At 66.0% G+C, this 14,421-nt stretch carries 15 protein-coding genes; 5 read left to right on the forward strand and 10 right to left on the reverse strand.

Going from position 1 to position 14,421, the window contains the following annotated elements; all coding sequences use genetic code 11:
* Positions 1-208: 208 nt before the first annotated feature.
* Together kdpF and ABZ260_RS31530 are read right to left on the reverse strand one after the other, a co-directional pair.
* The gene (gene kdpF, locus ABZ260_RS31525; protein WP_355625089.1) at positions 209-298 is read right to left on the reverse strand and encodes a K(+)-transporting ATPase subunit F; all 90 of its coding nucleotides are present in this window, start codon (positions 296-298) and stop codon (positions 209-211) included.
* Between the two features lie 299 nt (positions 299-597).
* Positions 598-2,481 carry an amino acid transporter gene (locus tag ABZ260_RS31530; protein ID WP_355625091.1) on the reverse strand — a complete coding sequence of 628 codons (1,884 nt, stop codon included), beginning with the start codon at positions 2,479-2,481 and terminating at the stop codon, positions 598-600.
* A gap of 311 nt (positions 2,482-2,792) precedes the next feature.
* Here ABZ260_RS31530 and ABZ260_RS31535 point away from each other — a divergent pair, with 311 nt between their 5' ends.
* On the forward strand, positions 2,793-3,080 hold the full coding sequence (locus tag ABZ260_RS31535; protein ID WP_355625093.1) for a hypothetical protein: 288 nt from the start codon (positions 2,793-2,795) through the stop codon (positions 3,078-3,080).
* Complete coding sequence (locus ABZ260_RS31540) at positions 3,077-3,844, forward strand: sulfite exporter TauE/SafE family protein (RefSeq protein ID WP_355625095.1); 768 nt, start codon at positions 3,077-3,079, stop codon at positions 3,842-3,844. The genes ABZ260_RS31535 and ABZ260_RS31540 overlap by 4 nt, the downstream gene beginning before the upstream one ends.
* A gap of 150 nt (positions 3,845-3,994) precedes the next feature.
* Here the strand turns inward: ABZ260_RS31540 and ABZ260_RS31545 are convergent, their stop codons facing one another.
* Positions 3,995-4,288 (reverse strand): hypothetical protein, encoded by a 294-nt coding sequence (locus ABZ260_RS31545; RefSeq protein ID WP_355625097.1) that lies wholly within the window; start codon positions 4,286-4,288, stop codon positions 3,995-3,997.
* 686 nt (positions 4,289-4,974) lie between these two features.
* Here ABZ260_RS31545 and ABZ260_RS31550 point away from each other — a divergent pair.
* On the forward strand, positions 4,975-5,943 hold the full coding sequence (locus tag ABZ260_RS31550) for a helix-turn-helix domain-containing protein (protein ID WP_355625099.1): 969 nt from the start codon (positions 4,975-4,977) through the stop codon (positions 5,941-5,943).
* A 49-nt stretch (positions 5,944-5,992) separates the two neighbouring features.
* Here ABZ260_RS31550 and ABZ260_RS31555 read toward each other — a convergent pair whose 3' ends face one another.
* A complete protein-coding gene (locus ABZ260_RS31555) occupies positions 5,993-6,217 on the reverse strand; it encodes a hypothetical protein (RefSeq protein WP_355625101.1) in 225 nt (74 codons plus the stop codon).
* A gap of 156 nt (positions 6,218-6,373) precedes the next feature.
* A complete protein-coding gene (locus ABZ260_RS31560; RefSeq protein WP_355625103.1) occupies positions 6,374-6,730 on the reverse strand; it encodes a hypothetical protein in 357 nt (118 codons plus the stop codon).
* Positions 6,731-7,195: 465 nt separating this feature from the next.
* Here ABZ260_RS31560 and ABZ260_RS31565 point away from each other — a divergent pair, with 465 nt between their 5' ends.
* Positions 7,196-7,558, forward strand: a complete 363-nt coding sequence (locus tag ABZ260_RS31565; protein ID WP_355625105.1) for a nuclear transport factor 2 family protein — start codon at positions 7,196-7,198, stop codon at positions 7,556-7,558.
* 379 nt (positions 7,559-7,937) lie between these two features.
* Here ABZ260_RS31565 and ABZ260_RS31570 read toward each other — a convergent pair whose 3' ends face one another.
* On the reverse strand, positions 7,938-8,732 hold the full coding sequence (locus tag ABZ260_RS31570) for an MOSC N-terminal beta barrel domain-containing protein (protein WP_355625107.1): 795 nt from the start codon (positions 8,730-8,732) through the stop codon (positions 7,938-7,940).
* A gap of 197 nt (positions 8,733-8,929) precedes the next feature.
* Between ABZ260_RS31570 and ABZ260_RS31575 the strand changes: the two genes are divergently transcribed.
* Positions 8,930-9,151 (forward strand): hypothetical protein, encoded by a 222-nt coding sequence (locus tag ABZ260_RS31575; protein WP_355625109.1) that lies wholly within the window; start codon positions 8,930-8,932, stop codon positions 9,149-9,151.
* Between the two features lie 30 nt (positions 9,152-9,181).
* On the opposite strand, the gene ABZ260_RS31580 is transcribed toward ABZ260_RS31575, so the two are convergent.
* From ABZ260_RS31580 to ABZ260_RS31595, 4 genes are all read right to left on the reverse strand, one after another.
* Positions 9,182-10,078, reverse strand: coding sequence for a methyltransferase domain-containing protein (locus tag ABZ260_RS31580; protein ID WP_355625111.1), 897 nt, complete (start codon positions 10,076-10,078; stop codon positions 9,182-9,184).
* 915 nt (positions 10,079-10,993) lie between these two features.
* A complete protein-coding gene (asnB, locus tag ABZ260_RS31585; protein WP_355625113.1) occupies positions 10,994-12,823 on the reverse strand; it encodes an asparagine synthase (glutamine-hydrolyzing) in 1,830 nt (609 codons plus the stop codon).
* Between the two features lie 38 nt (positions 12,824-12,861).
* Positions 12,862-14,094 (reverse strand): cytochrome P450, encoded by a 1,233-nt coding sequence (locus ABZ260_RS31590; protein WP_355625115.1) that lies wholly within the window; start codon positions 14,092-14,094, stop codon positions 12,862-12,864.
* A 22-nt stretch (positions 14,095-14,116) separates the two neighbouring features.
* Positions 14,117-14,308, reverse strand: a complete 192-nt coding sequence (locus ABZ260_RS31595) for a hypothetical protein (RefSeq protein ID WP_355625117.1) — start codon at positions 14,306-14,308, stop codon at positions 14,117-14,119.
* Positions 14,309-14,421 lie beyond the last annotated feature (113 nt).

The raw sequence follows: 14,421 nt of genomic DNA on the forward strand, positions 1-14,421 counted from the left end.
GCGCAACCTGCGATTCATCGGAGGAATCGCCTGGATGGCCGTGACGATCGCCGGTTGCGGCGCAGCCATCACCCCCTCTTCCGCGAAGGCCCCCAATGCCTGACGCCCGAGTACACGCGGTACATGTAGTCGCCGAGCGGCCTGTGCGTCAGCGCGAGGGCGATGATGAGGGATGCGACGAAAATGATCCCGGCTGCTGTCGTACTCACTAGAACCGCTCCGGGAACAGCAGGGCCGCGACCATGAAGATCACCAGACCGACGGCCACCACAAGGCCGATGGCGTTGACGGCGCTCACAGGCGCTCCACCGCCTTGACGACGAACCCGAAGATCACGAACAACGCGATCGTCAGGGCGACGAAGATGACGTCGGCCATCCCCACTCCTCTAATCCGAATGTTTGCTCTTCTAACACCCATAGAAAAGCGGGATATTTGGGAGATTTTGCCGTCCTTAACGCATTTCATACGCCCGCAGGCCAACTGTTGACACCTTCTTGACGGCACGGCGGAAACGGTGCACAGAAGTGCCGACGAGACAGGTGCGCCTGCGACGACCTCGACCGGCAGGACCTGCACTTCACCGAGGAGTGCGGCTCACCCGACGCGGACGTGCGGCCTGCGAGTGATGTCCGGTTCCGCCTGGCGGAGGACCTCTCGGGTCATCGGTGGTACGTCTCCGCCGCCGAACAGCAGGTAACGCAGCATCGCCGCCACCGGATTGCCCTCGGTCCAGTGGAAGTAGATGTGCGGTATCCGGCCCGTACGGTCACGCAGGTCGAGCAGGAGCGCGGCCAGCGAGTTGGGCACCGTGGGACTCTCGAAGCGCAGGATCCGATGGCCGAAGCGTTCCTCGCCGTGCACGACCAGCTCGGTCTCGAACTCCGAGGCGTCGACGACCGTCACCTCGACGAACATGACCTGCTCCGAGCTGCGCAGGCGGTGGTTGAGCCACTGCTCGCGCAGCTTGTCGTTGTACTCGGCCTGGTCACGTTCGTGCGGCTCGTTGGCGATCAGGTGCACCTCGCCGCAGGCCTCGTTGACGAACTGCCCGGCCAGCGGGTCATAGGTCACCTCGGTGACGCGCAGCTCGGTGGAGCGGGTCGTCCGGGAGATGAGCGAGGTCACGATGATCGCCACGATGAAGAAGGACGCTATCTTCACCCCGTCCGGGCGCTCGAACACGTTGTCCACCAGCGTGAAGGCGAAGACGGCGGAGACCGCGGCGAAGCCGCCCATCAGCCTGGTCTGGCCCTTGCGCCACGCGGACAGCGTCACGGCGACGGAGGCGGACAGGATCAGCACGAGCACACCGGTGGCGTAGGCACCGCCCTGAGCTTCGACGTCGGCGTCAAAGATGATCGTGATGGCGAAGCCGATCGCGCTGAACACCAGGACCAGCGGGCGTACGGCCCGCGTCCAGTCGGGCGCCATGCCGTACCTGGGCAGGTAGCGCGGCACCAGATTGATCAGACCCGCCATCGCCGACGCCCCGGCGAACCAGAGGATCGCGATGGTGCTGACGTCGTACAACGTGCCGAACCAGTCGCCGAGGAAACCGTGCGCCAGGAATGCCAGCGCCCGTCCTGAGGCCTTGCCGCCCTCCTCGAACTCCTGCTCCGGGATCAGCACGGTGGTGACGAGGCTGCTGAAGATCAAAAAGACGCTCATGATGATGGCCGCCGAGGTCAGCAGCCGCTTGGTGCCCTTGATCCGGGCCTGGACGTCGCCCTTGACAATCGGCATCACCGCGACGCCCGTCTCGAAACCCGACAGGCCCAGCGCGAGCTTCGGCATCACCAGCAGGGAAAGCCCGATCATGGCCATCGGGCTGGTGTAGGTCGTGGTCAGCGCGTGTTGCCAGTCGATGACCAGGTTGGGGGCATCGAGCACGTGCGTGACGGCCACAGCCACCACGATCGCGTTGAGCACGAGGTAGACGCCCACGAGGACGACGGCGATGCCGATCGCCTCGCTGAAGCCCATCAGGAACACCCCGCCGAGCAGGGCGAGCAGCACGAGCGTGACCAGCACCCGCTGGCCCGACAGGAAGTCGGGGACGAACGGGTTCTCCAGGATGTGGGCCGTCGCGTCGGCGGCCGAGAGCGTCATCGTGATGACGAAGTCGGTGGCGGCGAACCCGAGTAGAGCGAGCACGAACAACTTGCCCCACCACTGCGGGGCCAGCTTTTCCAGCATCGCGATCGAGCCCTGGCCGTGCGGGCTCTCCTCCGCGACCCTGCGATAGACGGGCAGCGCCCCGAACAGGGTGAGCATGACCAGCAGCAGCGTCGCCAGCGGTGACAGCGCGCCGGCCGCGAGCGCCGCGATGCCCGGCTGGTAACCGAGGGTGGAGAAGTAGTCGACGCCCGTGAGGCACATGACCTGCCACCACGTGTGCTTCTTGTGCGGGCCGTGCTCGATCTGGTCACGGTTGGTCTGTAAGCCCTTGAGCAGCCACGTCTGTAGTGGCCCAGTCATGCCGGCCACTGTCGGCCCCCCACATCAAGTATCCGTAAAGACGCAATGCACACTACTGACGTCAGAGCCCATCGATTCATGGCCAGGCGTCAAAAAAACGTCAATATTCATAGGCGGGGCATATGCGGCCATAAAGGAAAAGGTCCCGCACCGAAGCGCTGCGAGGCGTGCCTGCAGGCTGTCGAGGACGGCGTTCAGGCCGAAGGTGGTCTCGATGCCCCGACCACTCGGCCGGCAGGTAGAGCGTCACCTCGTCCGGGGTCGGGATACTTCGCTGAGCGCCGAAGTATTTCCGGTTTAGCGTCGGCCGCGTGAGAACCTCGCCGGACACCGGCCGTCAGACGGAATCGCCCACCCTGTCGCCCGCCCTGTCGCCCGCCCTGGCCGCGGCAGGCGTCACCGCCGCGTTGTGCTCCTCGGTCTGCGACTCCATCCGCACAGCCGGCCGGGCCCGTCCACCGGGAGCCCTGGGGTGGGGGCGGCTTCTCGCCGGGTCGCCGGTTCCGGGATCGCTCGGTCCGGTACGCCGCGAAGCATGGCCCACGCGCGCCGCCTGGCCGGGCATGGACGCCGATTCCGCGAGGGAGGAGGCGGCGTGACGCCGTGGGAGATGCTCGCCGTCTTCGCGGCCGGCGTCAGCGCCGGCGCCATCAACACCGTGGTCGGCTCCGGGTCACTGATCACCTTTCCCGTTCTGCTCGCCACCGGAATGCCGGCCGTCACCGCCGCGGTCTCCAATGCACTCGGCGTGATACCCGGCTCCATCAGCGGGGCCATCGGTTATCGCGCGGAGCTCAGCGGCCAGAGCCGGCGCATCCTGAAGATGAGCGTCGGCGCCCTGCTCGGCGGCCTCACGGGCGCCACGCTTCTGCTGGCCCTGCCCGCCACGGCGTTCGAGAAGATCGTGCCCGCCTTGGTGGGCCTCGCCCTCGTCCTGGTCATCCTCCAGCCCCGGATCAGCAAAAGCGTACGGCGCCGCCGCGAACGCACCAGCGGTTCCGCCCGCCCCGACGGAGGCCCGCTGCTTCTCACCGGACTGACACTCGCCAGCGTCTACGGCGGCTACTTCCCCGCCGCCCAGGGAATCATCTACATGTCCCTGATGGGGGTACTCCTCGACGAGACCTTGCAACGTCTCAATGCCGTCAAGAACGTCCTGGTGGCCGTCGTCAACACCGTCGCTGCGCTCTTCTTCCTCTTCTCCGCGGATTTCGACTGGATGGCCGTCGTACTCATCGCGGCCGGTTCCGCCTTCGGCGGCCCGGTCGGGGCCAAAGTAGGCCGCCGCCTCAGCCCCGCGATGCTGCGCATCCTCATCGTGGCGGTGGGTACCGTCGCCATCGTCCAGTTGCTACGTCACTGACCCAGGAACGGGTGGCCTCCCCGGCAGGGCCGGACGCCGTCGAAGCAGACCTGGAGCCGTCGGCTCCCCCGCGCGACCGCGTCGTCGTAGGCGGGGGAGCTTCTTCGCGTGCGCGGAGAGCGGTGCGCTGCGGACCAGCGGATTCGTTCGTTACTTGACGTACATCCTTGCATATTTAAAGACGTTAAAGTATTCACACCAGAATTGCGAGATCTGCCCCTTCGCCCGCAGATAGAGTCCTTGTTCGTAGCATTTTCCGCAGGCGACCGGGCGCTCGCCCGCGAACCGGTCCCCGGGTACCGAACCGGATCCAGGCGGGTTCCTGTCGCAGTAGTCGGCCATCACCGCAGGTGACGTCGACGCCTGGGCGGGCGTGGCGACGATGGGGAATGTTCCGATGACGCCGGCCACGATCAGTCCGGTCAGTATTCGCTTCTTGCCCATGACTCGCTCCTGATACCTGATTGAATTCGAGATCGACACGGCACCGCGGCCGTTTACGTCCATGACGCGGACCACTGATGTGCTCGGCCGCTGTAGGCACTCCTGCCGCCGAGCGCCTGTCCGAGGGGGTTCGTGAAACGCACCGCCGCTACTGTTTCGCCCGATCACAGGCCGCTGCGGCCACCCCCGACGGAATTCGCGTGTCCACGAGGCCGTCCCAGCAGAGGAACCAGCTTCCGGCCGCGGAAGTGGCGCCGATCCAGCAGGCGTCCCTTCTCGGAGGGCTGATCTGATAACCCCCTCCTTCGAGGTATGAGATGCAGCTGGAATAGTCGGCCTGCGCCGGTGACGCGACGACGACGGTAAATCCGGTTGCGGCAGCGGTAACGGCCGCCGCGATGGCCGTACGAGAGACTTTCACCATTCGATCCCGCCCTTTCCTGTGCGCGTTGTCCTGTGCTTGCCGAGCTGATTTCGACTCGGCGCGATACGCATGTGCACGTCAAGCCGAACGCCTCGGTCGCCGGTGGCTGCGTCCCCGCCACGCGCATGCCACGACCTCGGCGGCTGCATGGCTTTCCTTACGCTTCAGATCCAACGGCCGGCCGGTTGCGCGAACCATGGCCGGCCTCGGTCCTGTCGGTAAACTTGGGATTCGTGTCGGTTCCCCAACAGAATGGGCACTCATGGACGAGCGGCTGATCATCGTGATCGGATATCCACAGTCAGAGTTACTGGACATCGCCTCGGTGACCACGCCGCTCCATATGGCCAACCAGTTGGGGGCGGCTCCTCCCTACCGAATACGCCTCGCCACCTCGGGTGGCAGGTCGTTGCCCTGCGACTCGGGTTTGACGCTGGAAAGCCAGGAAGCCCTTGAACGCATCACCGGGCCGCTCGACACCCTGGTTGTCTCCGGTGGGGTCGGCCACGAGGTCGCCGCGGAAAATCCCGTGCTCCTGGCACACATACGTCGGCTGGCCGCGGTCAGCAGGCGGGTGGCATCGGTGTGCACGGGCGCGACCCTGCTGGCCGCCGCCGGACTGCTGGACGGGCGGCGCGCCACCACGCACTGGAGGTACGCGGGAACGCTCGCCGCCCACCATCCCAACGTCACGGTTGATCCCGGCCCGCTCTACATCCGCGAGGGACACGTGTCGACCGCGGCCGGCGTCACCAGCGCCCTGGACCTGACACTTGCCTTCATCGAGGAGGACCACGGCCCTCACCTGGCCCGTATCGTGGCGCGTGCCCTGGTGACCTACTTGCAGCGGCCGGGTGACCAGGCGCAGATCAGCATGTTCGTGAGCGCGCCGCCGCCGGAACATCCGCTGATTCGGCAGGTGGTCGACCACATTGTCAACAACCTCGACGGGGATCTGAGCCCCACGACGCTGGCTGCCCGGCTGAACGTGAGCGAGCGTCACCTGACTCGGCTCAGCCTGGAGCACTTGGGCCAGACGCCTGGCCGCTTCATCAGGCAGGCACGCACGCAGGCGGCCGAGCAACTCCTCGTCTCATCATCGCTCTCCGTGGCGGACATCGCGGCCCGCTGTGGGTTCGGCTCCGCCGAGAGCCTTCGACAGTCGTTCGTCGCCGAGTTCGGCGCTTCCCCCACCCGCTACCGCCAGGCCCGCGCCAAGCGCCCCGGATGAGGGGCCCCGAGGTCACGCTGCGCCACACCCGGCCCGAACGAGGACCGCGTCAGGATGAACGACCTTCGGACTGCGAAGCCGGCTCGACGAGCAGGCGAAGAGGTCCTCGATCGGCCGGACCTCCCGCCCCTTCAACGCCTCCCGGCCACAGGTACAGCGCGAGTTCCCGAACGTGAGTCGCGTCGTAGCGCGTCAGAACCTCGGTCAGCAGCGGTACAGCGCGCAGGGTGCGGCGCAACTCGGTGTAGGCGCGGGCTTCCTTGGCGATCCTCACGCGGGGCACACCGGCACCGCCCCTAAAAAGCCGGTACGGCAACGCGGTCTCCCCCGTAGTCGCGTTGCCGTACCCAACCAGTAATGACCGTGATCAGGTCACCATGTCATTCGATGGCGACCCCCGTCACTGACCGATCCGCCGTTCTCCCGACCCCTACCAGCTCTCGCTCCACCGGTACCAAGGACCCTGCACATGTTCAAAAGACTGCGCAGCCGCGTCGTCAGGAGAATCCACGGGTTCGCCTTTCGGGCTCCAGACATAGCCATACGGATCTACGCCCGCCCGGGGGCTCAATTGGAAGTACACCAGATCCTCGTATCGGTAGATTGAAGTGAATTCAAACAATCCGATCTGGCGAGGCTCGTCCGCTGACTTCGTATCCGCTTTCACCGTACGCGCCACCTGCTCCATGCTCTCCGCAGATCGCGCAAAACGCTCTTCCTCGGACGCTCCGCAAGCCGTCAATGTGATCAACACAATCCCGGTAAGTGGAATCACAATCCATCGCATGCAGGCTTCCCTTAAAGCAACCCGACTGCTCGCCACAAGTCCCTTCCGAATTTTATATATCCAAACACATCGAAGCCTGACAGCGGCTTACCGAATCGAGTCGACCTGACCAGACAGACTCGATTCACCCCCATTAGGGGCTGGACCGGTCAAAACATCGAGGTCTGATCCACCATGGTAACTGACCAGCGGTGGTCTCCTGGAAGGCATTCCGAGCCGGGCTTCTGGCGTTCACTGGTTCTCATCGTTTCGCGCTGCTTCTCGTGCCCATGTGCCCTGCTCTCCTCGTTCTGAGTGATTCCGAATGGCCGCCGCACCGGGCCCGACCACGATGCCGCGCCCTGGGTCCGGAGATCTTCGGCGAGCCTTATGGCGATGAGATAGCCACCTTGGCGATAGTTGCGCGTCGCCCTTCGCCCCGTATCGTCCCCAGCAGTGATCCCGACTGCGCGAGGAAGGATCGGCATGACCGACGATGTGGTGCGACGCGTTTTCCAGTCAGTCGACTCGTTCGACGCCGGAGAGTTCGTGCGGTTGCTGGCCGAGGACGCCACGTTGGTGTTCGGCAATGCCGAGCCGATGACGGGACGTGAGGCCATCGCCGCCGGGTTGCGGGCGTTCTTCTCCACCATCGGCGGCCTGCGGCACCGGGTCGTCAGGAACTGGCAGGTGGATGCCGACATCATCGCCGAGACCGAGGTGACCTACCGGCGGCTCGACGGCAAGGATGTCAGCGTCGTAGCCGTATCGATCTGGCGCACCCGCAACGACGGCCTGATCACGGACTACCGCATATTCGTCGACCTCGCACCCGTCTACCTGGTCTAGGGCTCCAGCGAGATCGCATCCACGGGTGCGGCGCCTCTCTTCTCTCATAGCCGGTCAACGGTTCCCCGGCCCCCTCTTCTATGGTCAAGCCCCCGACCTGCTTTTTCGTGGTCAGGTCCCATATCCGCACCGTGGCGTCCCTGCCGGCGGAGACGGCGATCGGACGACCGTTCATCTGGCCGACCGCGATGGATATGACAGCGTCGGTGTGGCTGACCGGCCCGGGAGCATCGTTGATGAGTCGGATCAGCACGACGAGGGCGATGACCACCACACAGGCCACCGCCCGCTACAGCGGCTTCCTGCTCAACTCGCTCCCGCCTTACTGGCGGACCACCGACCCCGCGGTGGTGAAGGCGGCCCTGAAGCGCCTGACCGGCTAGCCTGGCCGGACTTCGTCGCCGACTCTCAGCTCGCCGAGGTTCCTGGGCACCAGGCGGATGCCGAACCAGGTCTTTCCGTCCCAGCGGCGGTGTTTGGCCAGGGTTCTCAGGGGTTCCTTGCCGCGGTCCTGAGTGGCCGGGTCCCAGATGGTGGCGGCGCAGCGGTCGCACAACCCCGAGACGCGGAAGTCGATCTCGCCGATGCGGACCGACGTCCAGGCGTCCTCCGCGAAGGGTTCCGCGCCGTCGATGATGGCGTTGGGCCGGAAGCGGGCGACGTCGAGGGGGTCCGGGGGGTGCTCCTGGCGTTCCATGGCGCCTTCGGCGATCCAGTCGTCCAGGCGCTGGAGCGAACTCCTGGCGACGAGCAGGAGGGGTCCGTCCCAGAGACCGCCCTGTTCCTCGGTGATGGTCCGGCGTCTGGGGTCGTCCAGCCAGATGAGGCGGGCGGGCTTGCCGAGCAGGCGGGTGAACCATTCATGGGCGTCGGCGTGGGCGAGCACGGCTCGGTCGAGGTTGGAGCAACCTAGCGGGATCGCGTCGCCGGTGGCCGGGGGGACCTTGAGTTCGCCCATGCCCTTCGCCGACAGGCGAAGGGCGCCTTCGGGGGTTTCGGCGGCCGAAACCGAGAGAAGCTTGGGATGTTCGCCTACCCAGATCAGTTCTCCCAGCGGGTCCACCACGGCCCAGCGGCGGTCGCCTTCCAGCCCCCAGGGGAGGACCTGGGCGGATGGGCGGGAGATGCCTTTGGTGGACTTGATGGAGTAGGTGCGGATCTCCGCTAGTTCCATTGGGCAAGGATAGGAGAAAGCGCTCTCTCGGGGTATGGGAGCGCGCCCACGGGGCGTCCGGAGCGGGGCATTGGGCCCCCTCTGGGATGTGGGTTTCGCATACTCTTCGGGTTGCGTCCACGGACGTGGTGTATGAGTTTCCCCAGCTAGTGGGCGTGGCGCCGTGAAATAAGGACGGCCATCGCGTGATCCCTCGAGTGCGAAGTAACAAGATCGAAGGAGAAGAAAGCGATGGCCGTGAAAACAGTGTGGACCCCGCGACCTGGCTGGCGGAGCAGATCGAGCACCAAGACCCGGATTTGTTGCGATCCATGGTGAAGACCATGGCCGAGACGTTGATGTCGGCCGAGGCCGACAGCCTGTGCGCCGCCATGACCGGCCAACCCCATCCCCTCGCAACGCCTGCAGCGCAGGTCTGAGTGGTCATCCGCTCGCTTGAACACGCAGCCTCACATCGGTTTCTCGGCGACGACGATGACGTAGTCCAAGTTGGCAAACTTCTGTCGCATGCGCGTGTCGTCGGCCAGCTCACGATGCAACCAGCGGCGGTAGCCCCAGGTGGTGCTCTGCTTAAATGCCGGGTCATCCAGCTTCCGTTCCGCCCATCTGCACCACGGTTCGAACACCTGGGTGCGGATGGAGGTCAACTGGGCGTGGACGAACCCGGCGGCTCGGAGGCGAGCAACGTACTCGTTGCCGTCATACAAGTTTTCTCCGGGGACCGTAGTGGAGAAAAGATCTCGGTGGTCGTCCTTGTTGACCTTCAACGGCACGACATCTGCCGTCGCGAGCACCCCGCCGGGTCGAAGGATGTGGTGAGCCTGGCGGAAGAATTCGTCCCTGGTCCGGAAATGCAAGGCCGACTCCAGGGCGACCACCCGGTCGAAGCTGCCGGGCTCGAACGTCATCGCAGTTGCTGACCCCTCCTGGAAGATCAGCCGATCATCCAGGCCATGTTCATGGGCCTTGGCCTGAGCAACCTGCACATGCTTTGGCGTTACGTTCAATCCGACGATCTTTTCCGGATTGTGCCGCTTCAACCACATAAAGTCCTGGTCACCATATCCGAATCCGGCATCAAGAATGCGATCACCCTCCTGAAAGCCTGCGGCGTCCGCCAACTTCTCCGCCAGCGCCTGGCACGCGTCGTCGAGCGTGTCGGCTTCATCACGCCAGTAGCCGAAATTGAGGTACGAGCTGTGATCGTTCAGTGCGGTCCAGGTGCTCGGCGGAAAGATCTCATAGGCACGTTTGGCACGGCTCTCGGGTGACGACATGGCGAGCCTAATGCTCCGGCCAATGGCGAGCACGTCATGCCAGGCTGAGAGTCGCTGCTGGGTGGCCATGGGGGGGACCTCCTGGGTATGTTCGTGCTTCAGGTACGACGGGGCGACAGACTTGATATTGACTAATATCGTTGATTGATGCGCCGACCGGATGAATGATCGCGAACGCCGGCAATCAGTTGGGCGCGGCGTACATTACCTCTCACCACTCCGCCCGCTAGATCTTCTTGCATGCGTTTCAGCCAGAAGCACAATCATAACTCGAGATATTCATTTCCATCAAAGAATCTGACCCTGAAAATTCGCGGACGCAGCAATCGCTGATTTACGCCAGATAATCCATCGTCGCAAATAGGTGCAGGTGGTAAGGTAAGGCGGGAGTCCCGGTCGGTGGGTCGAATGGCGGCTGGTCGGCCTGGTTGGGGCACAAACTGTGACGTTTCTATCTATGCCGCCCATGCTGCGTCAAGTGGTCTACGCAAAAGACTGGCGCGGTGAACTCCGGGGCACACTGACTCTAAGGATTTCCACAGACATTTGAGCCACCCCGCACATAAACGAGCTGATTGCTGACCGTTATCAGGTGGTGCGGCCGGGTCCCGGAAAAGTCGTGGTGGGTGTCCGGCTTGAGGTGGTCGGTATAGACGCGCCCTTCGGACTGCTTGCAGCCGCGCCACCGGCGGATCTCCGACTCATCCCGGGTTCGCGAAGTCTCGTCACGAGCAACGGATCAGGGGTTTCAGCGCGCTTTTTCGCGAGAGTCCGTCCGCACCTCTCGAATGGCTGGTCCGCGGCCGGGGTAATCGAGTCGCCTCCCTTTCACCGCCTTCGCCAAGCTGATCTGACATCGATCGCGATTCGTCGGCACGCGGGGACCGGACGACCCGGGCGATTCTCCTCTGACAGGGCGCTACCGGCAGGAGAGCCAGTCGTTCATGGACGCTGTCCGGCGACACCGGCATCGGGTCCGCCGGCCTACACGTCCAGGGTGATGCCGTAGGAGTCGAGCCAGGTGTTCATCTGCAGCGTGTTGTCCAGCAGGTTGCGCTCCATGCGCCCGCCGGGGCCCTTGCCGTCCGCCCTGAGCCGCGCCTTCTCCTTGTCGAGCAGGGGATACAGCGGCGAGTCCGGGTCGGCGAGCACCCGGCCCAGTTCCTCGTTGGCGGCCTGGTCGTAGGCGGGGTTCTGGGTGGAGGGGTACGGGCTCTTGCGGCGGTCGAGGACCGACCGCGGCAGCAGGTCCGCGGTGGCGGCCCGCAGCAGGCTCTTCTCCCGTCCGTCGTGCGTCTTCATCGCCCAGGGGGCGTTGAAGACGTACTCGACGAGGCGGTGGTCGCAGAACGGGACACGCACCTCCAGGCCGCAGGCCATGCTGGTGCGGTCCTTCCGGTCCAGCATGAGCTGGAGGAAGCGGGAGAGATGCAGGTGGCTGACCTCGCGCATCCGGCGCTCCAGGCCGGTCTCGCCCTCCAGGCGGGGCACCTCGGCGACGGCCTCGTGGTAGCGCTCCGCGAGGTAGGTCTGCAGGTCGAGCTTCTGGAGCAGACCGAGGTCGAACAGCGCGGTGTGGTCCATGGACCCGTACGCGGCCCACGGGAAGATGGGCGCGTTGATCACGTTCGGGTCGTGGAACCAGATGTATCCGCCGAACAGCTCGTCGGCCGACTCCCCGGAGATCGCGACCGTGGAGTACCCGCTGATCGCCTTGAACAGCAGGTACAGCGAGGCGTCCATGTCGCTCAGGCCGATCGGCACGTCGCGCGAGTTCAGCACGGCCCGTCGTACCGACGGGTCGGCGAGCCGCGCGGCGTCCAGCTCGATGTCGGTGTGGTCGGAGCCGACATGGCGGGCGACCTCGGCCACGAACGGCGCGTCGAGCGTGCCGCGCATGTCGTCCGCCGTGAAGCCCTCCTCCTGACCGACGAAGTCGACCGCGAAGGAGCGCACGGACTCACCTCGGGCGCCGAGCTTCCTGGCCGCCAAGGCGGTCAGCACGCTGGAGTCCAGGCCGCCCGACAGCAGGACGCACAGCGGGACGTCGGAGACGAGCTGGCGCTCGACGATGTCCTCCAGCAGCCCCCGCACGGTTTCCACGGTGGTCTTGAGGTCGTCGGTGTGCGGGCGTGCCTCCAGCTTCCAGTAGCGCCTGGAGGTCAGGCCGTTCCTGCCGACCTTGACCACCTGGCCGGGGAGCACCTCGAACACGCCCTGGTAGACCGTCCGGCCGGGGATCCTGGTGAAGGTCAGCACCTCGCGCAGCCCGTCGATGTCCATGCCGCGTCTGACGAGCGGGTTGGCCAGCAGGGCTTTGGGTTCCGAGCCGAAGAGCACGCCCGCCGGGGTGGGGTGGTAGTACAGCGGCTTGATCCCCAGGCGGTCGCGGACGAGCAGCAGTTCCTGACGCTCCACGTCCCACACGCCGAAGGCGAACATGCCGTTGAGGTGGTCGGCGCAGTTCTCACCCCACTCCAGGTAGGCGGCCAGCACCACCTCGGTGTCGCTCTCCGTGCGGAAGCGGTGCCCTCTGGTCTTCAGTTCCTCTCGCAGCTCGCGGTAGTTGTAGACCTCGCCCGAGTAGGTCAGGACGGCCACGACGCGGCCGTCCCGTTCGGCCTTCATGGGCTGGGCGCCGCCCTCGATGTCGATGACCGCGAGCCGGCGGTGCCCGATGCCCGCGTGGGTGTCGGCCCACACGCCCGCGCCGTCCGGCCCCCGGCAGGCCATGGTCTCGGCCATCGCGTTCAGCAGGTCTCGTTCCCTGGTGAGGTCACGCTCGAAATCCACCCATCCGGTTATGCCGCACATATCGAGTCCTCCTTCTAGTGAGTGGTCAGGGTGGACGCCTATCGACCGAAACCGACAGGAAGCTTGTACGGCCCGCGGAAGGTCGGCATGACCGACCGTTCGATCTTGTCGGTCTGGAGCCGGGGCGCGGGAACGCGCTCGATGAACGCCTGGACGGCCACGTCGTGGACGAGCTGCCCCAGACGTGCCCCGAGGCAGTAGTGGACGCCGTGACCGAAGGCGATGTGCCGGACTCCCTGCCGGTCCAGATCCAGCCGGTCGGGGTCGGTGAACCGCGCCGGGTCGCGATGGGCCGCCCCGATCCAGACGTAGACCTCCTCCCCCGTGCCCATCTCGTGGCCGCCGAGCTCGAAGGGTTCGCGCACCCGTCGTTTGGTGAGCTGGATGGAGGCGTCGTAGCGCATGAACTCGGCGGTGGCCGCGGGCACCGCGCCGGGATCCGCCCGCAGCCGGTCGTACACCTCGGGGTCGCGCAGCAGGTGGAGCAGGGTGTTGCCGATCTGGTGCGCGGTGCTGATCTGGCCGGCGGTGAGGAGGAAGGCGAGGTTGCCGTTCAGCTCCTCCGCGTTGGCGAACTCGCCGTCGGTGTAGCAGTCGGCCAGGGTCTGCAGCAGGTCCCGGCGCCTGTCCTGCCCGCCCCTCCCCGGCCGTTCCGCGACGTGCCCGGCGAAGAAGCGAAGGTATTCGGCGACCCCACCGAGCAGTTTGTCGTGGTGCGTACGGCTCCGCGGCCCGTCGTCGATGAGCAGCCCCAGGCTCAGCATCCAGGACAGGTAACGCTCGTCGAAGGCGGGGATGCCCAGCACGCCGGCGAGACTGACGGCCGGGAGCGCGAAGGCGAAGCGGTCCATCGCGTCCAACTCGCCCGATTCACCGGTCACGGCCGCTTTCAGCAGGTGGTGGGTGAGCCTGGCCACGTCCTCGCGCATCTCGTCGACGCGGCTCCGCAGGAAGGGCCGGGTGAGGTGCTGCCGCAGCCGGGTGTGCTCCGGCGCGTCGCTGACGACGATCTGCTGGTCGATCGCGCGCTGCGCCGAGGCGAGCTCCGGGTCGTCGGGGAGCCGGTCCGGGCCCCAGTGCGGCCGCCTGGCCGACAGCCGGGGTTCCATGAGCGCGGTCTGGGCGGCGGCATAGCCGGTGACCATCCAGGCCCCGTCGTCGCCCATCTTGTCGTCCCAGTAAACCGGGTCGGCCTCGCGCACCCGCCGGTACAGCGGATACGGGTCGTCTATGTACTCCTGGCGGTAGATGTCCGCCATCGTGATCTTCATCGAGGTCGTACCCTCCCTGCCGTCAGGCGCCGAGTTCCGGTTCACGCAGCGTCAGAACCACCCGCGCCGCGCCGCTGTCGACGGCGTGCCACTCCCGCCCACCGGGCAGGCCGACGACGAGGTCGGCCGACGAGGCGTCGGTGTGGAGGGCGACGCGGCCGATCCGCAACCACCGCCCCGGGCCCGCCGCGACGGCCCGGACGATGTTCTCCACCGCGGCGACGGGGCCGCGGCGTCGCCGCCCCGGGGGGGGGGGGCACAGGGGCCGACGGCCTGGCTTCACACGACGCAAATACAGACCAAATCACGCATGACACCGGTTGGGGC

This window comes from Streptosporangium sp. NPDC006013, assembly GCF_040614275.1.
Taxonomy (GTDB): Bacteria; Actinomycetota; Actinomycetes; order Streptosporangiales; family Streptosporangiaceae; genus Streptosporangium.